Below are 20601 nucleotides of genomic sequence, written 5' to 3'. Positions count from 1 at the left end.
CGGACGCCCAGCGCTCGAACTACGCGGTCGGTACGGCGTCGCCCGAAGTCTTTCGCAGTTCGGCGAATTCTGAGATCGAGGCCGAGGTGACGGAGGCGACCGGCCGGGCATTGGGCGCCGACGCGTCGGACTTGGACACCATCACGACGTTGTCGATGTAGGGCTGGATGGTCGTGCTGTTCTGCACGGTCGACACGATCACCAACTGGAAACCGAACTTGCGGAAAGCCGACAACGCCTGCTGGGCGAACTGCGGATCCGACTTGGAGAACGCCTCGTCGAGCATGAGCTGGGCGAACAGCGGCCTGGTGTCGTCACTGTCGGGGCTGGCCAGGTTGAAGCTCAGCGCCCCGGCCAGGCAGAAGGCCATGAGCTTCTCCTGCTCACCGCCGGAGTTGTCGCCGGAGTTGCTGTAGGTCCGGATCACCTCGCCGGTTTCGGCGTCGCGCTCCTCGCAGTACAGCACGAACCGGTTGCGCACATCCAGCGCATCACGCGTCCATTGCCGGTCCTCGGGAGTGTTGCCGGCCAACAGCTTTCGCAGCTGCAGGATGTCGGTGTACTGCTCGAACATCGCGGTCTCGTCGCCGAAGCTCACCAGTGACACCCGCGACGAGATGCGCTGGGCCTTCTCGTTGAGTTCGTCGACCGCCGCCAGATGCCGGGTTCCGGCGTGCAGCGTCAGCCGAGTGCCGCGGTTGAACTCCACGGCTCCCAGGCCGGTGTTGACCCGGGCGATCTGTTCGGTGATCCGCCGCGCCTCGTTGTCGGCGATCATGTGCAGATTCAGGATCGCGCCCGGTGCCTGTTCGGTGATCAGCCGCTGCATGCGCTCGTAGGCGTCGGGCAACTCGCGTTCGTCGATCCGACGGCACAGCGCCACATAGTCGTGGACCCGCTCGTCGAACACATCACTGTCGTTGGGGATGGCGTCGGGGAACGAGCTGTCGTAGGCGGCCATGATGCCGGCCAACTCGTCGTGCGACCGGTTGCGGTCCGCTCGCAGCCGGTCCCGCTCGCGACTGATGACACGGGTCAGCTCGGCCCGGTACGGCTCGGAGTCGAGAAGCTCAAGGGTCAGGGCGATATCGGCGGCGTAGCCATCGATGGTGTCGCGGGCATGCTGCGGGAGTAGCTCGGAGCCGAGCCGCTCGGTGAGCACCTCGCTGAGTTCCAGCAGCGCGGTCCGCCTGCGGTCCAGCGTGGTCTCACGTTCGTTGAGCGAGCCGATCTGCTGGATGACCTTCTCGACCCGCTCCCAGCATTCGTCGGCCCGTTGTTGCAGCCGTTCGGCGTCGGGGTTGTCGGAGACCAGCAGATCGTGTTCCCCCTGCAGGCGCTCCAGCATCCCGTCCACCGAATCGGTGTCGATATCGCTCCACTGCATGAACTGGTCGCACAGTGCCCGGCAGGCCCGTTCCCGGGACTGCAGCTGGCCGCGGTGCTCGTCAAGACGCTCACGCGCCGTACGCGCCACCTGGTACACGTCCTGGGCGGCAGCCAGATCATCTTGCAGTGCTTCGATTTTGGCCGCGGTACCGCCGAGGAAGATGTAATCCGAAGGTCGTAGCCGAGACCGGTCGTCCTTGATCGAGAGCCGCCCGCTGTCCTTGCGCAGACCCTGGTCGGTGACAGCACGGGACTGCTCGGTGAACTCCCCCGGCCCGTCGACACACACGTAGTCACCGACCGCCGCGATCACGTTGAGCGCCTCAACCGCACTGTCATGCGTCGGGTCGGCGAGCTGGAGTTTGGTGGCAAGGGTGTGCGGCGGCGGGGTACGCAACTGCGATCCGTGTTGGACATGCTGCAACTGGATCCGCCCACGCATGTCGTTCTCGTTGACGAAGCGCAGCGCGCGCTCCATGTGGATATCAGGGACCAGCAAGCGTAATCCGGCCCCGCGCAATACCTTTTCGACGGCCAGCCGCCACCGCGACTCGTCGGGCTTGAGCTCCATCAGCTCAGCCACATAGACCAGATCACGCTCGGAGATGTCGAGGGCCCGGGCGATGCGCGCCCGCATCTCGTACTCGGTCCGCGGCAGCGGGGACCCCAGTCGCTGCACCCGCTCCAACTCAGATTCGATACTCTCGCGCGCCTCACGGGCCCGCACTTCTTTCGCCGACGCCTCGACGTAAGGCTGGTTACCGGTGAACAACTCCCGGTGCAGCCGGTCGGCCTCCTCCATCAAAGTCTCACGCAGCGACCAGAATTCCTCACCGTTGTCCGGCGGGGTCAATCCCAGAGCGGTGACCTTGTCCTCGTAGCCGCTGCGCCGGCGCGACACCTCCTCGCTGACCCGTTCAGCCTCGGTCAGGCGTTGTTGCAGTGGCACGAGATCCACGGTGACGGTGTTGGTCTGCGCCATGAGAGAGTTGTGCTCGTTCTTGAACTGACGCTGCTGTGAACCGAACTCGTCGCGCTGGGCACCGAGCTGCGTGATCTGGTCGTCCAGATTGTCGATCTCCGGGCCGGCCTGGGCCAGCCGGCGGTGGTCGACGTAGTCGCGCACCATCGCGTTGTCGATGGTGTCGATCACCCCGAACTTGGCCGCCTCGTCGGCGTACCGTGCCTGTACCGCGGCGATATTGCCCAATGTGTTGCGCTTGCGCCGGGCCACGTCGAGCAGGCCGCGGGCCTCGACCAGCGGGTTGATCTGCTCCAGGGCCTCTTCCACACCGCTGAGGCTGGCGGGCTCGTCGAGCATGAACTCGCGGACGAACTGTTCGAGACCACCAACGCTTTTCAGCGATTTTGCCTTGCCCAGCAACTGCTGGGCGGCCTCCGAGGCCCGGATGCCTATGCTCGAGTACAGCTGGGCCAGGTACTGGCTCTCACTACGGCCACCGGTCCAGCCGTCGTCACGGAACACCGCGGCGTCGTAGCCGTTGGCCGCCCACCGGTTGCACAGGTCGAAGATGTCGCGGTCGGCGTCGATCAGGTAGTACCGGCTGCCCGGATCCGAGGTCTTCTCGGCGGCAAGCCATTTGAGCACCAGCCCGGTGACCGATCGCCCGGTGCGGTCGCAGTAGGTGACGGCGACCGCCGACCAGGCCGGGCCCGTCCCGCGCAGGTACATGATCTGGCGGCTCGTGCCCTCGCGTCGCTCACCCCATGCGCCGCGGACGTACTTGTCCACGGTGCGCTTTCCGGTGCCCGCGCCCGCGGCAGTGGTATCACCGGAGGCGTTGAAGTTGCGTCGGTGCGACGGCAGGAAGGCCAACGAAATCGCATCCAGCAGTGAGGATTTGCCACTGCCCGAAGAACCGGTGATCAGCGTGCCGTGCTGGTTGAACGGGATCGAGTGATACCCATCGAACACGCCCCAGTTGATGACCTGCAGGCGGGACAGCGAGAACTGGTTGGTCGGTTCAGCCATGAGCGTCCACATCGTCGTCAAGTCGTTTGGCTGGATCAGCGCCGTCGGCGTCACCCGAATCGTCGGGATCGCCGACTGTGCCGCTCGCGACCCGCTTCAGCTGCTCGAACTGCTGTTGCAGTTCGGTGATCATCGAGGCCGTCATGATCGCGTTGACCACCGGGCTGATGGTGAAGCTGTCCTCGTCCTCGCGGTTGCGGGCCAGCATGTCGATGTCGGTGAGCCGCTCGATCGCGTTGTCGATCCGCTTGTCGAACGAGGCCGTATCCCGGTCGGTGTCGTTGTTCACCCCGGCGAACAGCTCGTGGATCTCGTCGCGACTGATCAGCACGTTCTCGTCGCGCGTCGCCGCCCGCATCAGCTTGGCCAGGTGCAGGGCCAGGATCGAGTCGTAGGTGTTGAGAGTCTCACGGCGCAGCAACCGGCGCCGCCACTGCGATTCGTAGTCGGCCTGTTCGACGTAGGCGATGTCGTGATCGTCCGAGATGCACAGCCGCATATCGAGTTCCGAGAGCCGCACGGTGAGCTCGGCGCGATACCGGGTGACCCACGACCACAGCTCCGAATGGTTGTCCTTGCTGACGTAACGTCGCGACAGCAGGTGCTGGAGCGCCCAGCAGGCCCGGTCCGGCAGCTCACTGACGTCCCCGTCGAAGCGGGGCGCGCGGCGCTGATCCGTGGACCGTTCGACGGCGTCGATGCTGGGCAGGGCGTCGAAGTCGATCGCCGCATCTGAGACCGGCACGGCATCTGAGACCGGCACGGCATCTGAGACCGGCGCGGTATCGGGGGTGTCGGTCATAGCATGCTCTCACTGGCAGTAGGGATCGGCTCGGTGAAAACCAGTCGGGGGATTTCGATTTCGCGGTCGGCGCCCTCCAGGGACCGGAAGCGCACCCGGACTGAAGAACCAGCTTCGGCGCCGTCCTCGGTGTGCTGCTTGAGCGCCCAGGACCACAGCACGATCACATGCCCGAGATACGCCGAGTCCAGCATGCCGATCGCGTCGGGCAGCGACACCGGCCCGGCCGCCACCGCGCCGTTGATCAATTCGGCCAGTTCCGCGGCGTCGACCTGGGATGCCAATGCCGAGAACGCCGACAGGTTCACCTCTCCTTCCGAGGACTCGGCCTGCGACGGCGGGATCGCGTCACGAATCTTGAAGGCCACGGCGCCAATCGAATTGAGATCGGTGCGGACCAGCGGCACCTCGACGCCGATCCGGCTGTCGGCCAGCGAGATGCTGAGGAGTTCGTGGGCACTGGCCAGTGCATCGTTGAGCTGACGGGTGACGCCGCGACTGTGCTCCAGCGTGCCGGAGGCGACGAAGCGCTTGATCCGACGCGCGCAACGCTGCCGGGTCCGCCCCACCTCGGCCGTCTGCGCCGACACCAGGCTGAAGAACCCCGTCATCACCTCGCGCAGGTCCGGGTCCAGATGCGGCAGCTCACGGGTCACCGCCTCGATGTCGGTCACCAGCGCGGCCCGCTGCTCGGGATCCTGGATCATCCGGGTGAAGGCCGTGTAGGAGGCGCTCTCACGAGAGGCGAACAACGACTCGTAGTCGTCGAACAACTGACGCTGGCGCTCCCGGTAACCGAGATCGGTGTCGGCGGAGGCATCCAGCAGCCGGGTGGTGATGCGGTTGAGCATGGCGCCGTACTGCCCGATGTCGGAGACGATCTGCTCCATCTGCAAGGCGATGGCCCGTGCCTCGTCCTCGACGTCGACCAGGTCGGGATCGGGCCGCTGCCCCTGCTCGAGAGCATCCAATTCGTCACGCAGCTTGGCGATCTCGGCTTCGATGTCGGCGCGGATACGGTCCGGGTCGTTGCTGACCTGACCCGCCACCCGGTGCAGACCGGCCGCGATACCGGTGATCGAGCCGCCCGTCGCAATCGTGTCCTCACGGCGCATGCGACGGGCGAAATCCACCACGGCCCGGGCCTCGTAGGTCAGGTAGCACACGTTGCGTTCGGCCTCGCCGGACTGCTCGGTGATCCGGTGCAGCCAGCCCTGGCTGGCCCAGTACTTGATGAGGGCCAGGCCCGACTGCTCGGTCTCGGAGCCGAGGGCGGCCAGGTCGCGTTCAAGCCGGATCACCAGGTCGATCTCGGTGAGTTTGGCGCCCCGGTCCAGGTGGCGTTCCATCAGCGTGAGATAGGTGGCCAGGTTGTTCGTCACCAGCAGCCGGGCCGAGCGTGATTCGGCCACCTCGCGATTGAGCTGGTAAAGCTGGTCCAGCGACGAGCCACCGGTGCCTGCGTCAGGCATTACCGGGCTCTTCGGTCGCGATGAACATTCGCACCACTCTAGGCGGCCGACGCGACAGGCTCCGACGCCAGTTCGGTTTGCTGTTCACCATCGAGCCCGGCCGTTGTGACCTACGCCTCGCTCACCCTGCCCTAGAGTCATCCGGTGACTCCAGCCAAGGTGCCGCCCGCTCGTTTGGTCCGCGTGGTCGAACGCGTCCGCCATCATCTGCACCGGCTGTATCGACGCGCGGCACCGCCGCCCGCGGCGATGCTGGAGATGATCCTGGGCGCCTGGGTCGCCCAGGGCATAACGGCCGCCGCACAGCTCGGAGTGGCCGACGCGCTGGCCGATGGACCGCTGCGTCCCGACGAGCTGGCGCGCCGGGTCGAGGCAAACCCCGACACCCTGGACCGGCTGATGCGAGCCCTGGTCAGCGAAGGCGTCTTCCGCCGCACCCGCGACGGACGCTACGCGCTGAACCCCCTCGCCGACACCCTGCGCAAAGATGCGCCGGTCTCGATCGCGGGCATGGCGAAATTCGTCGGCTCACAGCAGCACCGCGAGCACTGGAGCCACCTCGCCGATGCCGTCCGCACCGGTGAGGCCGTCATCCCCAAGCTGCGCGGCAAAGGGGCGTTCGACTACATGGGTTCCGAGCCGGAACTCGGCGCGATTTTCAACGACGCCATGACCAGCATCTCCGAACTGGCCATCGCCCCGGTGGTGGCGGCCTATGACTTCACCCGGTTCGGCACGATCGCCGATGTCGGCGGTGGGCACGGCCGGCTGTTGGCCGCTGTGCTGGCCGCCGCCCCGGCTGCCCGCGGGGTGCTCTACGACCTGCCGCAGGTGGTCGACGGGGCGCCGGAGATGTTGGCCAAGTACGAGGTGACCGATCGGGTTCAGGTGGTTCCCGGGTCGTTCTTCGACAGCGTCCCGGCCGGCGCCGATGCCTACGTGCTGAAGAACATCATCCACGACTGGCCCGACGACGAGGCGGTGACGATCCTGCGCAATGTGCGCGCGGCCGCTGCCCCTGGCGCAACGCTGCTGCTGGTCGAGGGAGTGATCCCCGATGATGACCGCGCGTTCATCGGCAAGTGGACCGATATGGAGATGCTGATCGGCATCGCGGCCCGGGAACGCGGCGCGGACGGTTACCGAAAGCTCTACGAGCAGGCCGGGTTCCGGCTCACCAGGGTGGTCCAGACGGCTTCCCCCTTCAGCCTGGTGGAGGGTACGGCGGTCTAATCCTCATTCGCACACGGCGAGGTCGCGGACACGTCGAGTCTGTAGGTCCCGGCCGGACTGACTTCAGCCTGTACCGAGACGCTGTACCCGCGACTGTCCTCGTAGGCTTTGCTGTTCGGCGGTTCCGGCTCTGGGCGGGTCCACGGGATGGGTTCGAACCCCTCATCGCGCAGGGTGTCGATACGGGTGAGGGCGGCCTGGACGAGTTCGGGTGCGGGATCGGGAATCGAGGCATTGCGGTACACCCGCCAGGGCGGCCCGTCCGGCATCATCCCCGCATTGGTGCGGCACCCGTGCAGGGCCGCGTAGGCGGGATCGGGATCGATCGGCTTGCCGACGATCATCGACACATAGCCGGCCACCGCCTTGGCGGCTTCGGTGACAGTCAAGGTGATGGGTTCCATCGTCGCCTCATCGTCGTTGTGCGGATCATCCTTGTGGGCAGGCCCGCACGAAGTGGTGATCATCACGACCAGAGCCAGCAAAAGCGTTGCGAGATATCTCATTTCACCTGCACCCGTGGCCCCTTGCCGGGATTGTCCGTCACTCGCGGATTGTCCCACGGATGCTGCCGCCGTTCGTAGGATCCGTCATCATCCCAGGGCAGCTCCGGAATTTTGGGTGCGCCGAACCCTCGTGCCGTATCCGACGCCTCGGCCCGGAAGTTCCCGTCATCACCCATATCGATATCCATATAGTTGGTCTCGATCCCGCGCTCGACATAGCCGGTGGCCTCACCGCCACTGATGACGGCGACCATATTTTTGAACGCGTCGGATTTGGGGTCGTTCCAGTATTCCCCGTGTGCGTTCTGCCCCACGATCACCTCGCCGTGGTGCCCACCCCCGAGCCCGTAGTACCCGGTGTCCAGTCGGGTGACACCAGGAATCTTGTCGGGGTCGGTCGCCGAGGGCAGGCCCCCCAGCGGATTGCCCACCTGCCCGTCGACGGTGTGCGGAATCCCGGGTATCGAGTTGATCCAGTCTTGATCGCTGGCGTCACGGGGCAGCGACTGGACCGGCCCGATCGGATCTCCCGGCGCGGTCATCGAATAACGCTGAACGTCCGGATTAGGGTTGGTGTATTCGCCCGTGAGAATGCCGGTGCCCGCCGACGAGGCGTGCAGGATGCGGTCGGCGCGCAACCCCATCTGCTCGGCGGTCCCGACGATCGCGCCGCCGTAGGAATGGCCGATATAGGTGACCGGTGTGCCGGGCGCCCCCGCACCCACCTCCCGGTCGATCTCGTGACCGAACGAGACCAGCTTGGGAGCCATCGACGCAGCGTACGCGGGGTCCGTCGCGTCGCTCATCAGATCTTGGGGGAAGTCGTCGCCCATGTACAGGAAGACAGGCGATTCCGATTGATCTGCCAAAGCCACCGCCGCATTGTGGTTCGAGCCGCTGCCGTTCAGGTTGGAGCCCGTGCCGGGGACCACCACCCCGACACCCTTGATACCGGGCTTGATGTCGCCGATCATCTCGATCATCCGGCCATTGCCCTCGGTCGAGAATCCGACGAACTTTCGCGGCACCTTCCGCCCACTACCGGGCGGAAATTCGATCGGGGTGAGCATGGCCTGCAACTGCTTGACCCGGGCCTCATCGGGTGACGGCTTTCTCAGCTCCTCATCCAATGCGTTGCGAATGTTGATGTTGTTGGCGTCGATCCTCGTATCGAACGGCACACCGTCGGTGTTGCCCATCACCTGCGGGTCGGCGAGCATCATCTCGTGCAGGGTTTCCGGGCTCAGCCCTGCCAGGAATGCGGCCCGCTCGTCGGGCGTCATCCCGGCCAGCCGCTCGACCAGTGCCTTCGGGCTGTTCGGATCGGGCGCCTGCTTGGGATCCGGCGTGCTGAGCGCCGCTACAGCGTCCCGTACCTGTTGTCCGACCTTGGTGTCGGTGGTCTCGAACTGCGCCAACATCGTCTTCAGTTGCGCCGACGCCTGTGCGGCCATCGCCCGCAGCAGCATCCGGTTCACCGGACTCAGCTTCGCGTAGAAATCGAGCACGCTGCCCGGACGGACCGACACCGTTCCGTCGTCGGCGACCTGCCAACCCTGCCCCTTCAGCTTGTCGACGGTGCCCACGATGCGGCCGCGCTGTTGCACCAGTTCGCCACCGCCGTCCTGCAAGGCCGAGCGCAGCGCGGACAGACAGTCATGGAGCTGCTGCATGCGTTGCAATGACGCGATGGCACCGGCGATGGCGGCATCGGCCGAGGTGCCCGTCCACGAGGCGCGCAGTTGGTCGATGGTGGCCCGCTGCTGGTCCATCTGGGCGGCCAGAGTGGCTGCCCGGGTACCGATGTCGGCGCCACTCCGCACCAGTGCCTCCGGATGGGAGGCCTCCACCTGAGAGATCGAAACCGGCATGTCAACCCGGGGGCAGCGCTGAATTCAGCCGACGTGCAGACTCCTCATCGGTGCGCTGATAGGCATTGGCCGCATCGGTCAATTTGCCTGCATGCGCATTGATTTCGCCACCGACGGCGGTGGCGGCGCTCTCCACGATCGAGGAGGCCTGGCCGCAGGCCGCACCGCTCTGCAGGTCCGGCATCGCCGCTGCCGCCGCAGTCAGTGGCTGCCCGACCTGCAGCCCGGTGACGGCCCCACCGACCGCAGTCTCAGCGGCAGCGGCCGACCGCAACACGGCCGGAGCAACTTTCAGCTCGGAACCCATTCCGGGAGCGTACTGCCCTCAGCAGGGGTGTCCGGACACCAATTGTGAGGCGCCGAGCGCGCAGGCAACGGCGACTAGCCTGCCGTGACCGTCGGCGTGCCCGCGTCCGACGGCGTGCCCTTCAGTCCGCGCCAGAACAGGTTGATCATCAATTCGGCGGCCTCATTGACGTCGGCATCCCCGGTGCTCACCCGGCTCGCGATCGCCTCACCGGCACCCACGAGCGCCACCGCCATCATCTCGAAGTCGCTGTCGGGCTGAGGATTACGCGTACCGGTACTGAGCAGCCGAGCAACCAGGTCGATGATCCGGTCGCGGCCCTCGCGGACCGTGTGGGCGAACGCCTGCGAGCTGGTGGCCTGGGTATAGAGCACCATCCAGGACGCCCGGTTGGCGTCGATGTAGTTGAGGAAGGCCAGCACCGCGCTGCGCAGCAGGTCCTTGGGGCTCTGGGTGAAGTCGATCTCTCCGCGCACCACGTCCACGAACCGGGTCAGCTCACGGTCGAGGCAGGCGCCGAACAATTCCTCTTTGGAGCCGTAGTAGAGGTACAGCATCGGCTTGGAGATCTCGGCCTCGGCGGCGATCGCGTCCATCGACGTCTCGTGATAGCCGTTGACCGAGAAAATCTGCACCGCGGCGTCGAGCATCTGCTGTTCACGCACAGCCCGCGGCAGCCGCTTGGTTCCACCTGCCATCCGAACAGGATAAGCGTCCGGTTGACGGTCAGGGCAGCAGCTCAGCGAGCTGCTAGCAGTGCACCCCGCCTTTGGCGTCGACATTGCGCTGCACGGCCGCGTCCACGGCGGCCTGGTTGAGTTGGCCGTCGGCCAGTGCTTTCTCCAGGCCGTCCAGCACGGCGGGCACCTCATCGGTGGTGATCCACAACGCGTTGTCGGCCCCGGCCTGGAAGGCCTTGAGCACGGCTGCAGCCACTCCGTAGCGCTGGTTGATCGCGGCCATGCTGGACAGGTCGTCGGTGTAGACCAGACCGTTGAAGCCCGGGCCGCCGTATCCACCCGAACGCAACAGCTCATATGCGGCGGGGCTGAGGCTGGCCGGATCGGTACCGGTCAGGCCGGGCACCTCCAGGTGCCCGAGCATGACGGCCACCGGAGCCTGCGTGGTCAGGGTGGCGTAGGGCACCAGGTCGTTGGCCTTGAGGTCCTCCAATGGCGGGGTGGTCACCGAGCCGGTGTGTGAATCACCCGAGCCGTGGCCGTGGCCGGGGAAGTGCTTGAGAACCGGGAGGATCCCGGCGTCCCGCAGTCCGCGGGCGTAGGCACCGGCGTACTCGGTGACCTTGGCCGGGTCATCCCCGAAGGACCGGTCGCCGATGACGGTGTCGTCGGGATCGGAGGTGATATCGACGACGGGCGCGAAGTCGACGGTGATGCCGAGGCCACGCATCTTCTTCCCGCGCTCCAGGGCGACGCCGTACACCTCATCGGCAGATTTGGTCTGCGCCAGCACCCGCGCCGACGGCTGCTCACCGATCAGCGAGGACAACCGGGACACCCGACCGCCTTCCTCGTCCACGCTGACCGCAAGTGGAAGCGGGCCGGCGGCGGAGATGTCGGGCAGCGAGCCGTCGTTGAGCATCGACAGGTCGGTCCAGCTGCCGATCATGATGCCGCCCACGTGCTGGCTGCTCACCACCGAACGTGCGTCGGCCGCATCCTTGACGCCGACGGTCAGCAGCTGGGCCAGCTTGTCGCGGGGTGACAGGGCCGCCAGGTCACACACCGGTGCGGCAGGCATCGCCGCGTGGGTGGACATCGGCTTCGTGTCCGAAGATGGGGACTCCGGTGCCGGGGTGCTCGGGGAGCAGGCCAGCAACAGTCCGGACAAGGCTGCGAAAGTAGCGACGAGACGCGGTGAAGCCATGGGGCCCGACCTTAGCCGCTGAGCAAGCGGTAATCGATTCTCTGCGTGTCGGCGGGCGTCCACCTCACACGGATCAGGGGTGTTGCCATGCTAGGTTGGCCGGGTGAACCGGTTCGTCATACCCTCCGCGGCCAGCATTGTCGTCGGCCTGCTGTTGGGTGCGGCTGCTGTTTTCGGTGTGACGTTGATGGTGCAGCAGGACACGAAGCCTCCGCTGCAAGCGGGCGACCCGGCGTCATCGGTGCTCAACAGGGTCGAGTACGGCGACCGGTCCTAGCTTGGATGTGCCGCTAACGCGGCGGGCATCTGACCCGCCACTGTCGCGGCGCTGGCTGTGGGTGGTCGCCGCGGCGACACTGCTCCTGACTTTCGCCCAGTCGCCCGGAGAGATATCGCCCGACACGAAGCTGGACCTCACCGCGAATCCCCTGAGGTTCCTGGCTCGCGCCTTCAATCTGTGGAACAGCGACCTGCCGTTCGGGCAGGCGCAGAACCAGGCCTACGGCTACCTCTTTCCCCACGGGGCGTTCTTCCTGGCCGGCGATCTGCTGGGGATTCCCGGCTGGGTGACCCAGCGCTTGTGGTGGGCCCTGCTGCTGACGCTCGGCTTCTGGGGTTTTCTGCGTGTCGCCGAGGCACTGGGCATCGGCAGTACCAGCTCGCGGATGCTGGGTGCGCTCGCGTTCACGCTGTCACCGCGCGTGCTGACCACCCTCGGCGCGATCTCGTCGGAGACGCTGCCGATGATGCTGGCGCCGTGGGTGCTGTTGCCGATCATCCTGGCGTTCCGGGCGGACCGGAATCTGCGGCTCATGGCCGCCCGGTCGGCGGGCGCCGTGGCGCTGATGGGTGCGGTCAACGCCTTCGCGACGCTGACCGGCTGCCTGGCCGCGATCATCTGGTGGGCTTGTCACCGGCCGAACCGGCTGTGGTGGCGATTCACCGCGTGGTGGTTCGGCTGCACGGCATTGGCCGTCGCCTGGTGGGTCGTCGCACTGGTGATGCTCGGCCGGATCAGCCCGCCGTTCCTGGACTTCATCGAATCCTCTGGCGTCACCACTCAGTGGATGTCGCTCACCGAGATGTTGCGCGGCACTCATACCTGGACCCCGTTCGTCGCATCGACCGCCACCGCGGCGGCGTCGCTGGTGACGAGCACGGTCGCGGTGCTGGCCACCGCACTGGTGGCGGCGGCCGGATTGGCCGGGCTGGCGCTGCGATCGATGCCTGCGCGGGGCCGCCTGATCACCATGTTGTTGATCGGCGTGGTGCTGCTGGGCCTGGGCTATTCCGGAGGGCTGGGCTCCCCGGTGGCGGCGGCCGTTCAGGATTTCCTGGACGGAACGGGCACACCGCTGCGCAACCTGGCCAAGCTCGATCCGGTGCTGCGATTGCCGTTGGCGCTGGGGCTGGCTCACCTGTTGGGCCGGATCCCGTTGCCGGGCACCGCGGCTCTGCCGGTGTGGGTGCGGGCTTTCGCCCGGCCCGAACGCGACAAGCGCATCGCGGTGGCGATCGTGGTGCTCGCCGCACTGGCAGCAGGTACCTCGCTCGCCTGGACCGGCCGGATCACCCCCGCCGGAACCTTCACCGCGATCCCCCAGTACTGGCACGATGCCGCGGACTGGCTCGACGAACACAACACCGACCGGGGCCGGGTCCTGGTCGCACCCGGCGCCCCGTTCGCCACCCAGACCTGGGGCAACAGCCACGACGAACCGTTGCAGGTGCTCGGCTCGAGTCCGTGGGGTGTGCGTGATTCGATCCCGCTGACGCCGCCGGAGACGATCCGCGCGCTGGATTCGGTGCAGCGGTTGTTCGCCGCCGGCCGGCCCTCCGCCGGTCTCGCCGATACCCTTGCCCGGCAAGGTATTTCGTATGTGGTACTGCGCAACGACCTGGACCCCGACGTGTCCCGGTCGGCCCGGCCGGTGCTGGTGCACCGGTCGATAGAGGGGTCTCCCGGACTGTCCAAGATGGCCGAGTTCGGCGAGTCGGCGGGGCCCGGAACGCTGGAAGGCTTCGTCGCCGACAGCGGCCTGCGCCCGCGTTACCCGGCCGTCGAGATCTACCGGGTGGACACCGGTGGAACCGACCCGGCCGCACCGTATCTGGTCGACACCGACGCGATGGCCCGGGTGTCCGGCGCGCCCGAGGCGCTGCTGCGCCTCGACGAACGCCGCCGCCTGGCCGGCCGCCCCCCGCTGGGGCCGATGCTGCTGACTGCCGACGCCGAGCGGGCCGGCCTGCCGGTGCAACCGGACGGATCCGCCGGGGTGATCGTCACGGACACCCCGACCGCGCGCGAGATCGACTACGGCCGCGTCGACGACCACGCCTCGGCGGTCCGCACCCCCGACGACGCCCGCCACACCCACAACCGCGTCCCGGACTACCCGTCGGACGGGGCCACGCCCGTCTACGGCAAGTGGAACGGCGGACGGGTATCGGTGTCGAGTTCGGCGGCGGACTCCACCGCGCTGCCCAACGTCGCACCGGCCACCGGGCCCGCCGCGGCCGTCGACAGCGACGGTTCGACGTCGTGGGTTTCCAACGCCCTGCAGGCCGCTGTCGGTCAATGGTTGCAGGTCGATTTCGACCACCCGGTCACCAACGCCACGCTGACCATCACCCCCAGCGCGACGGCCGTCGGCGCCCAGGTTCGCCGCATCGAAGTGGCCACTGCGACCGGCACGAGCAGCCTGCGCTTCGACACCGCCGGCCAGCAGTTGACCATCCCACTGCCGGTCGGCGAGACCCCATGGGTGCGGGTCACCGCGGTCGCCACCAACGACGGTTCTGCCGGTGTTCAGTTCGGCATCACCGATCTGTCCGTGACCCAGTACGACGCATCGGGATTCGCCCATCCCGTCAACTTGCGGCACACCGTCGAAGTCCCCGGACCGCCGGCGGATTCGGATGTCGCACAATGGGATCTGGGAACCGAACTACTGGGCAGGCCCGGGTGCGCAGACAGCCCGGCCGGGGTCCGGTGCGCGGCGGCGCTGGCGCTGGCCTCCGAGGATCCGGTCAATATGAGCCGCACACTCACGGTGCCGACGCCCACCGACGTCGAGCCGACGGTGTGGATCCGGTCCCGTCAGGGACCCAAACTCGCCGATCTGGTCGCCCAACCCGGAACCACCCGCGCTTCCGGTGACGCGGACCCGATCGACGTGCTCGGTTCGTCCTTCGCCGCCACCGACGGTGACCCGCGCACATCATGGACCGCACCGCAACGCGTTGTTCAGTTCAAGGCACCACCCACGCTGACGCTGAAACTTCCTGCACCGACCGAGGTGGGCGCGCTGCGGATCGATCCCGGCGCCAGTGAACCGCCCGCGCACCCGACGCTGGTCTCGATCGACCTGGGCGACGGCCCGCAGGTGCACAAGCTTCCCGGCAACGGTGAGCCACAGACCGCGCAGCTCAAACCGCGGGTAACCGACACCATCACCGTGTCGCTGCTGGGCTGGAACGACATCATCGACCGCACCTCGCTGGGCTTCGACCAGCTCAAGCCGCCCGGGCTGGCCGAACTGACCGTCCTCGACGTCCACGGCAAGCCCGTCGCCGCCGCCGACTCCGCAGCCAATCGCAAACGGACAGTCTCACTTCCGTGTGGGCAGGGTCCCGTCATCGGCGTGGCCGGCCAGTTCATCCAGATGTCGGTGCGCACCACTGTGGGGGCGCTGCTCGACGGCGACCCGATTCCGGCCCAGCCATGCCGGACCGGTCCGATCGCCCTGCCTGCCGGTGAACAGGAACTCCTGGTCAGCCCCGGCGCCGCGTTCGTCGTCGACGGTGTCGTGCTCAACACGCGGACTGCCGCCCAACTGCGCACCGCCGCAACAACTCCCGTCGACGCGCCGGTCTGGTCACCGGACCGCCGCCAGATGGAGGTGCCGGCATCAGGCAAGGCCAGGGTCCTGGTGGTGCCCGAAAGCGTGAACCCGGGGTGGATTGCGCGCACCGCCGATGGCGCCGAGCTGCCGCCGGTGAAGATCAACGGTTGGCAGCAGGGCTGGTTGATCCCGGCCGGCAAGAACGGGCCGGTGACGCTGTCCTTCCCGTCGAACCGTCCCTACCGTGTGGGTTTGATCGGCGGGCTCACGTTGCTACCGGTCCTGGCCCTACTGGCACTGTGGCCGGCCCGGCGCCGCGACCTGGATCTCGAGCCTGTGCGGCCATGGCGACCGTCCCCGAACGTGGTTGCGACCGCGGTTCTGGCCGTGGGGACGGCCATCTCCGGACTGCCGGGACTGCTGGTCGCCAGTGCCACGCTGGGAGTGCGCTACCTACTGCGTGATCGCGACGGTTGGCAAGAGAAGCTGACCGTGGCCGTCGCCGCGGGCGGGCTCACGCTGGCCGGTGCGACGCTGAGTCAGTACCCCTGGCGCTCGGTCGACGGTTATGTCGGACATTCGCCGTGGGTGCAGCTGCTGGCGTTGCTGTCGGTCACCTTCGTCGCGGCATCCACGGTCACGTTCGAGCGAACCCCCCGACGAACATCCGAGGCGACCGGCACCCCGGCGGCACCCGCGCCCACCGACCAGGACTGAGCTGGACCGACGCGGAACATTTGCCGCAGCAGTTGACAACGCACATATCCGGTACTTACGGTACCGGCACGCGTGGCACACGCCCGGAACGCCCTTTGCTACATGGGGGATCACAGGTTGCGGACCAGGATCGTGCAGGACTGAGTGCATTAACTACGCAGTCAGTTTTGCAGCCCGGCCATCTGGCTTAGCTGTGTTCGCGCGGCTGTGCACTATGCAGTGCGCACGGCTGCGGTGTCGGCGACAGAGGGGTTCGCCGACACCGCACTGTCGGCAGCCGTCAACCGGCTGTCGCCAACGCCCGCTCGTCTTCGTCAGCGAACGTGTCCTCCAACTGCAGCGGCGAGTAGTCGAGGTCGATCTCGGCCAGCGGACGACCGCGGGCACTGCTGATGGTGCCGAATCTGCGCATCCCCTTGTCGGCGGAGTACTGCATGAACTCGTCCTCGACCAGACCGAACGGGATGTCGGGCGCATACAGCGCGAACCCCTCTTCGGTGAGGCGTAGTGCCAGCGGGATGAGCTCGTTCATCCGGGTTTCGAATACCGCCCAGTTGGCGTCGTCGGCGGCGACATGCCTGCGGCAGGTGAAGGTGCCCCACGCCATGTGGCGGCGCTCGTCATCACCTATGCGGCGAACCAGCTCCTGCATCCCGGGAAGGATGCCGCGCCCCACGCAGATCCGGTGCCAGGCGAAGTAGCCGGTGAGCGCCAGCATGCCCTCGACGACGTGGTTGTAGACCACCGAAGCGCGGACCTGCGCGGCCGGCGAGGGATCGACGATCAGCTTCTCCAGCGATTCCGGCAGCTCGTCGTAGAAAATCTGCCGGTAAGCCGGCAGCTCGTCGAAATAGCCGTGCAGATCCTGGGTCACCCCCACCGCGTCCAGCCACATCCGGAATACCTGGGTGTGCTTGGCTTCCTCGAAAGCGAACTGCGTCAAATACATTTCGTCGCCGAGGCGCCCCTCCGCCCGCATCGCGCTCAGGAACGGCTGGATGTCGTTGGTGACGGCCTCTTCACCGGCGATGAACTGCGCGCACAGCCGGGTGGCGTACTCGCGTTCCCGCTCGGTCAGCGCCTCCCAGTCCGCCCGATCCCTGGAGAAGTCGATGTCGGCCGGGTTCCAGAATTTCGCGTTGCCCCCGGCAAAGAGCTTCAGCGGCAAGCTGTCCCAGTTGAGACCGCCCGCCGCAAGTGAGCCAAAACGTGTCCGGTTCATGGAATTGCCTCCTCAGATCTGGTGCGCTGCTTCGGTGGCCGCCGGTGAATTGGGTACCGCGAACGCGGCCTTCAACACTCCGACGAGTCGTCGTACTGCGAGTGCCGGCTGCTCAGGATTGGGCTCATCCAGGCCCAGGATCGGATCCATCCCACGCACGTACGGCGCGAGCGCCAGGTGCGGGAAGATCATCAACAACAGGGACAACAACGCGTCGACGTCGCAGTCTGCCCGCAGGTCGCCACGGGTCTGGGCATCGCGCACCAGGGGCCGGAGCACATCGAGGTAGTGCCGATGGACCACGGTGCGCACGCTGACCCGGGCGTCGGCGTCGACCTCGAAGCTGGCGGCGGCGTGCAGCGCCCGCTCCCTGGGGTGATCGGCGAAATAAGCCACCCAGTCGTCGAGCAGGACCGGGAGGAATTCGAAGAACGGGCGGTTCGGGTCGAGCTCGCGAATCCGGCCCTCCATGTAAGACCGCACGCGCTGGCTGCCGACGTCGGCGATGAAGGCGTAGAGGTCACGCTTGTCCGCAAAGTATTGGAACAGGCTGCCTTTCGCGACGCCGGCCTTACGGGCGATGACGTTGAGGCTACCGCGGGAGTATCCGTGCGCCCCGAACTCCGCTTCGGCGGCCGCGATCACCGCGGCCCGACGAGCGGGATCGACACGTGCCCAGGTGACCGTTGGCATCAGCGCCTCCAGATTGGATGACCACTGGTCATATTACTGTGATGGCGCTCACAGTCAAGGAGTGCGCACCGCGATCAGATGGTGCGAGACCGGCTCACCCTCGACCCACCGTTCCACTGACTGCTCGATGAGCAGGTCATTGCCGGTGAGGCGGGTGCGGTGCTGTCGCACGTGCTCGTCCCAGGACCGCACCACGAACGCCTCGACAAAAACCGCGTCGCGCTCGGCACTTCGGAACAACTGCCACTGCGTGGCCCCGGTGCGTTGCCGAGACCGGCCGAGGACGCCCATGGCAGCGAAGAACTCGGCCTCGTGTTCGGGTTCCACCCGGTAGGAGGTCAGGACCAGGACGGGACCATCGGGCGGCGCCGGCTCGAACACCAGCGCTGGTTCGGGCCAATGCGCGGACGGCGTCAGGTCGAGATCCCCGGTGCGCGCGTGCAACGGCCACCACCAGGCCGACACCGCGCACAACCCCAGCAGCCCGGCACTGATCAGCAGGGCTGTGACAGTGCTGGTCACGCCGGCCACCAGGCCCCAGACCAGCGAACCGATGGCCTGACCGCCCATGAAGGTCAACTGGTACACCGACAGCCCGCGGGCCCGCACCCAGGCGGGCAGGCTCAATTGCATCGAGGCGTTGAGAGTGGAGAGCGCCAGCAGCCAGGACGTGCCACCGATGACGAGCGCGGCCAGGACGATGCCGAAGTTGTGGACCAGCGCCAGAACCGCAGTGGCCCCGGCGAATCCGAGCGCCGCGACGATCAGCAAGGTGTTCAGGCCGAAAACCGACTGCAGCCGGCCCAGGACGAGCGCGCCGAGCACCGCCCCGCCCCCCAGCGCTCCCAGCAGCAGCCCGTATCCCGACGACGACAACCCCAGCTGACGCTCGGCGATCACGGCAAGCAGACCCCACAGCGCGCTGGCCGGCGCGATGAACAACACCGCGCGCAGCAGGATCCGCCGGATGATCGGCGACCTCCGGATGAACCGGCCACCGGCGCTCAGTGCGGCCAGCGGCCGCTCGGCGGGCAACAGCTGTTCGGCGGTCGGGCGGCGCCACAACAGCAGGACCACGACGATCCCGGCGAACGAAACCGCGTTGAGCGTGAACACCAGCGTCGGACCGGACAACGACACCAGTGCGCCGGCGATCGCCGGACCGATCGCCCTGGCCCCGTTCATACTCATGCTGCCGAGTGCGGCGGCCGCGGGAATCTGTTCGCGTGGAACGAGATCCGGTTGAATCGCCTGCCAGGCCGGAGCGGTCAGCGCCTGCCCACAGCCGATCAGGAACAGCAGGATCAGCAACACCGTCGGCGTCGCCAGACCGGCACCGGTCAGCGTCGCCAGCGCAGCCACGCCGGCCGCCATCGCGCCCTGAGTCGCCAGCAGCAGCCTGCGGCGGTCGACGAGGTCTGCGAGCACGCCCGACGGCAGCGCCAGCAGCATCACCGGCAGCGTGGTGGCGGTCTGCACCAACGGCACCAGCACCGGGGCGCGCGGATCTCCGACCAGCATCCACTGGGCGCCCACCGTCTGCATCCACGTCCCGAGGTTGGAGACGAATTGCGCGATCCACAGCGCCCGGTAGATCGGTGATGCCAACGGCGCCCACGTCGACGTTGCGGTGACAGCCATCTGCATGATCGTGCCAGTGCTACTGGGGCATAGTTGGGACATGGCTGAAGTCCGCAACATTCCCGAAGCGCGCCATTACGAGATCACCGTCGACGGCAAACATGCCGGCCTCACGGCCTATGCCGACTCCGGCGACCAGCGCATTTTCTACCACACCGAGATCGACGACGAGTTCGGCGGCCGCGGCCTGGCGGGCGAGCTGGTCTCCGCGGCACTGACCGATACCCGCGGAGCCGGCAAGCGCATCGTCGCGGTCTGCCCGTATGTCGCGAAGTACGTGCAGAAGCACCACGACTTCGACGACATCCTCGACCCCGTCACCCCCGAGGTACTGGCCGTGGTCGAAGCCGCCAACTAGGCCTTCGTCGCGGTCACCAGGAAACCGGGCATCTGCGTGCGGCCCTCGGGCAGGGTGGCGTGCAGCTGAGCCGGCCGGATCTCGTCTACCTCCCAGTGCCGTGAGACCACCTCGCGCAGTTGCCCTTCGGTGAACTGCGTCGGGCCGGGACCGTCATGGTCACCGAATGCGCCTGCACCGAAGGCCAGAATGTAGAGCCGTGCGCCGGGGGCGGCCGCCCGGTAGACGGACTGCAGATAGCCGTCGCGGAGTTCGGCAGGCAATGCGTGCAGCAGGCCGCTGTCGAAGATCGTCGAGAACCGCCCGTCGTATCCGGTGAACGACGAGATGTCTGCCTGCGCGAATGTGACGTCGGCCAGTCCCCGCTCCCGAGCCGCCTCGGTGGCTGCCGCGACGGCGGTGGGGCTCAGATCCAGGCCGACGACCGAATGGCCGCGAGCGGCCAGCGCCAGCGCGAGTTCGGCGTGACCGCATCCCGCGTCGAGGACCTCACCTCGGACCGCGCCGTCGGTGTCGATGATCGCCGCATACTCCGGCTGCGGTGCGCCGATGCTCCAGGCCGGGGTCTGCTGCCGGTAGGCGTCGTCCCAATCGATGACGTGTGTCATGTCATCCATCCCTTCTTTTAGTTAAAATTTGTACTATATTGACTGTAGGCTGCGATC

General features: G+C 67.1%; 15 protein-coding genes and 1 pseudogene. 4 read left to right on the top strand and 12 right to left on the bottom strand.

Annotated elements, in window-relative coordinates:
* Positions 1-19 precede the first annotated feature (19 nt).
* The 3 genes from ACZYZF_RS05630 to ACZYZF_RS05620 are packed head-to-tail and all read right to left on the bottom strand — an operon-like array spanning position 20 to position 5656.
* Complete coding sequence (locus ACZYZF_RS05630) at positions 20-3382, bottom strand: ATP-binding protein (protein WP_463834799.1); 3363 nt, start codon at positions 3380-3382, stop codon at positions 20-22.
* Positions 3375-4184: a DUF4194 domain-containing protein gene (locus ACZYZF_RS05625; RefSeq protein ID WP_463834798.1), complete on the bottom strand. Its 810-nt coding sequence runs from the start codon at positions 4182-4184 to the stop codon at positions 3375-3377. Before ACZYZF_RS05625 ends, ACZYZF_RS05630 begins: the two co-directional genes overlap by 8 nt.
* Positions 4181-5656 (bottom strand): DUF3375 domain-containing protein, encoded by a 1476-nt coding sequence (locus ACZYZF_RS05620; protein WP_463834797.1) that lies wholly within the window; start codon positions 5654-5656, stop codon positions 4181-4183. Before ACZYZF_RS05620 ends, ACZYZF_RS05625 begins: the two co-directional genes overlap by 4 nt.
* 144 nt (positions 5657-5800) lie before the next feature.
* Here ACZYZF_RS05620 and ACZYZF_RS05615 point away from each other — a divergent pair, with 144 nt between their 5' ends.
* Complete coding sequence (locus ACZYZF_RS05615) at positions 5801-6889, top strand: methyltransferase (RefSeq protein WP_463743149.1); 1089 nt, start codon at positions 5801-5803, stop codon at positions 6887-6889.
* On the opposite strand, the gene ACZYZF_RS05610 is transcribed toward ACZYZF_RS05615, so the two are convergent.
* The 5 genes from ACZYZF_RS05610 to ACZYZF_RS05590 all read right to left on the bottom strand — a co-directional run bounded on the left by ACZYZF_RS05610 (position 6886) and on the right by ACZYZF_RS05590 (position 11460).
* Entirely contained in the window at positions 6886-7395 is a 510-nt protein-coding gene (locus ACZYZF_RS05610) for a hypothetical protein (protein WP_463743150.1), read from the bottom strand. The two genes, ACZYZF_RS05615 and ACZYZF_RS05610, sit on opposite strands and share 4 nt — an antisense overlap.
* Positions 7392-9266 carry an alpha/beta hydrolase gene (locus tag ACZYZF_RS05605; protein WP_463834796.1) on the bottom strand — a complete coding sequence of 625 codons (1875 nt, stop codon included), beginning with the start codon at positions 9264-9266 and terminating at the stop codon, positions 7392-7394. The genes ACZYZF_RS05610 and ACZYZF_RS05605 overlap by 4 nt, the downstream gene beginning before the upstream one ends.
* A 1-nt stretch (position 9267) precedes the next feature.
* On the bottom strand, positions 9268-9573 hold the full coding sequence (locus ACZYZF_RS05600) for a hypothetical protein (protein WP_463834795.1): 306 nt from the start codon (positions 9571-9573) through the stop codon (positions 9268-9270).
* Between the two features lie 74 nt (positions 9574-9647).
* On the bottom strand, positions 9648-10271 hold the full coding sequence (locus ACZYZF_RS05595; RefSeq protein WP_463743153.1) for a TetR/AcrR family transcriptional regulator: 624 nt from the start codon (positions 10269-10271) through the stop codon (positions 9648-9650).
* Between the two features lie 52 nt (positions 10272-10323).
* On the bottom strand, positions 10324-11460 hold the full coding sequence (locus tag ACZYZF_RS05590) for a glycoside hydrolase family 3 N-terminal domain-containing protein (protein WP_463834794.1): 1137 nt from the start codon (positions 11458-11460) through the stop codon (positions 10324-10326).
* Positions 11461-11563: 103 nt separating this feature from the next.
* On the opposite strand from ACZYZF_RS05590, the gene ACZYZF_RS05585 reads away from it, so the two are divergent.
* On the top strand, positions 11564-11737 hold the full coding sequence (locus ACZYZF_RS05585) for a DUF2613 domain-containing protein (protein WP_003881739.1): 174 nt from the start codon (positions 11564-11566) through the stop codon (positions 11735-11737).
* 40 nt (positions 11738-11777) lie between these two features.
* The gene (locus ACZYZF_RS05580; protein ID WP_463835140.1) at positions 11778-16022 is read left to right on the top strand and encodes an alpha-(1->3)-arabinofuranosyltransferase domain-containing protein; all 4245 of its coding nucleotides are present in this window, start codon (positions 11778-11780) and stop codon (positions 16020-16022) included.
* Positions 16023-16302: 280 nt separating this feature from the next.
* Here ACZYZF_RS05580 and ACZYZF_RS05575 read toward each other — a convergent pair whose 3' ends face one another.
* The 3 genes and pseudogenes from ACZYZF_RS05575 to ACZYZF_RS05565 all read right to left on the bottom strand — a co-directional run bounded on the left by ACZYZF_RS05575 (position 16303) and on the right by ACZYZF_RS05565 (position 19584).
* On the bottom strand, positions 16303-17244 hold the full coding sequence (locus ACZYZF_RS05575) for a R2-like ligand-binding oxidase (protein ID WP_463743155.1): 942 nt from the start codon (positions 17242-17244) through the stop codon (positions 16303-16305).
* Positions 17241-17937 (bottom strand): annotated as a pseudogene (locus tag ACZYZF_RS05570) (TetR/AcrR family transcriptional regulator). The gene ACZYZF_RS05575 and the pseudogene ACZYZF_RS05570 overlap by 4 nt, the downstream one beginning before the upstream one ends.
* A gap of 54 nt (positions 17938-17991) precedes the next feature.
* Positions 17992-19584, bottom strand: a complete 1593-nt coding sequence (locus ACZYZF_RS05565) for an MFS transporter (RefSeq protein ID WP_463834793.1) — start codon at positions 19582-19584, stop codon at positions 17992-17994.
* Positions 19585-19618: 34 nt separating this feature from the next.
* Between ACZYZF_RS05565 and ACZYZF_RS05560 the strand changes: the two genes are divergently transcribed.
* Complete coding sequence (locus tag ACZYZF_RS05560; RefSeq protein ID WP_463743157.1) at positions 19619-19936, top strand: GNAT family N-acetyltransferase; 318 nt, start codon at positions 19619-19621, stop codon at positions 19934-19936.
* On the opposite strand, the gene ACZYZF_RS05555 is transcribed toward ACZYZF_RS05560, so the two are convergent.
* Complete coding sequence (locus ACZYZF_RS05555; RefSeq protein WP_463743158.1) at positions 19933-20544, bottom strand: class I SAM-dependent methyltransferase; 612 nt, start codon at positions 20542-20544, stop codon at positions 19933-19935. The two genes, ACZYZF_RS05560 and ACZYZF_RS05555, sit on opposite strands and share 4 nt — an antisense overlap.
* Positions 20545-20601 lie beyond the last annotated feature (57 nt).

Source organism: Mycobacterium sp. IDUB_24 (genome assembly GCF_055419385.1).
This window is presented reverse-complemented; position numbering and strand designations above follow the sequence as displayed.

What these genes read in the sequence shown, in the direction of transcription:
- ACZYZF_RS05630 (WP_463834799.1), bottom strand. Translation starts at nt 3,382, where the DNA reads ATGGCTGAACCGACCAACCAGTTCTCGCTGTCCCGCCTGCAGGTCATC.
- ACZYZF_RS05625 (WP_463834798.1), bottom strand. Translation starts at nt 4,184, where the DNA reads ATGACCGACACCCCCGATACCGCGCCGGTCTCAGATGCCGTGCCGGTC.
- ACZYZF_RS05620 (WP_463834797.1), bottom strand. Translation starts at nt 5,656, where the DNA reads ATGCCTGACGCAGGCACCGGTGGCTCGTCGCTGGACCAGCTTTACCAG.
- ACZYZF_RS05610 (WP_463743150.1), bottom strand. Translation starts at nt 7,395, where the DNA reads ATGAGATATCTCGCAACGCTTTTGCTGGCTCTGGTCGTGATGATCACC.
- ACZYZF_RS05605 (WP_463834796.1), bottom strand. Translation starts at nt 9,266, where the DNA reads ATGCCGGTTTCGATCTCTCAGGTGGAGGCCTCCCATCCGGAGGCACTG.
- ACZYZF_RS05600 (WP_463834795.1), bottom strand. Translation starts at nt 9,573, where the DNA reads ATGGGTTCCGAGCTGAAAGTTGCTCCGGCCGTGTTGCGGTCGGCCGCT.
- ACZYZF_RS05595 (WP_463743153.1), bottom strand. Translation starts at nt 10,271, where the DNA reads ATGGCAGGTGGAACCAAGCGGCTGCCGCGGGCTGTGCGTGAACAGCAG.
- ACZYZF_RS05590 (WP_463834794.1), bottom strand. Translation starts at nt 11,460, where the DNA reads ATGGCTTCACCGCGTCTCGTCGCTACTTTCGCAGCCTTGTCCGGACTG.
- ACZYZF_RS05575 (WP_463743155.1), bottom strand. Translation starts at nt 17,244, where the DNA reads ATGAACCGGACACGTTTTGGCTCACTTGCGGCGGGCGGTCTCAACTGG.
- ACZYZF_RS05565 (WP_463834793.1), bottom strand. Translation starts at nt 19,584, where the DNA reads ATGCAGATGGCTGTCACCGCAACGTCGACGTGGGCGCCGTTGGCATCA.
- ACZYZF_RS05560 (WP_463743157.1), top strand. Translation starts at nt 19,619, where the DNA reads ATGGCTGAAGTCCGCAACATTCCCGAAGCGCGCCATTACGAGATCACC.
- ACZYZF_RS05555 (WP_463743158.1), bottom strand. Translation starts at nt 20,544, where the DNA reads ATGACACACGTCATCGATTGGGACGACGCCTACCGGCAGCAGACCCCG.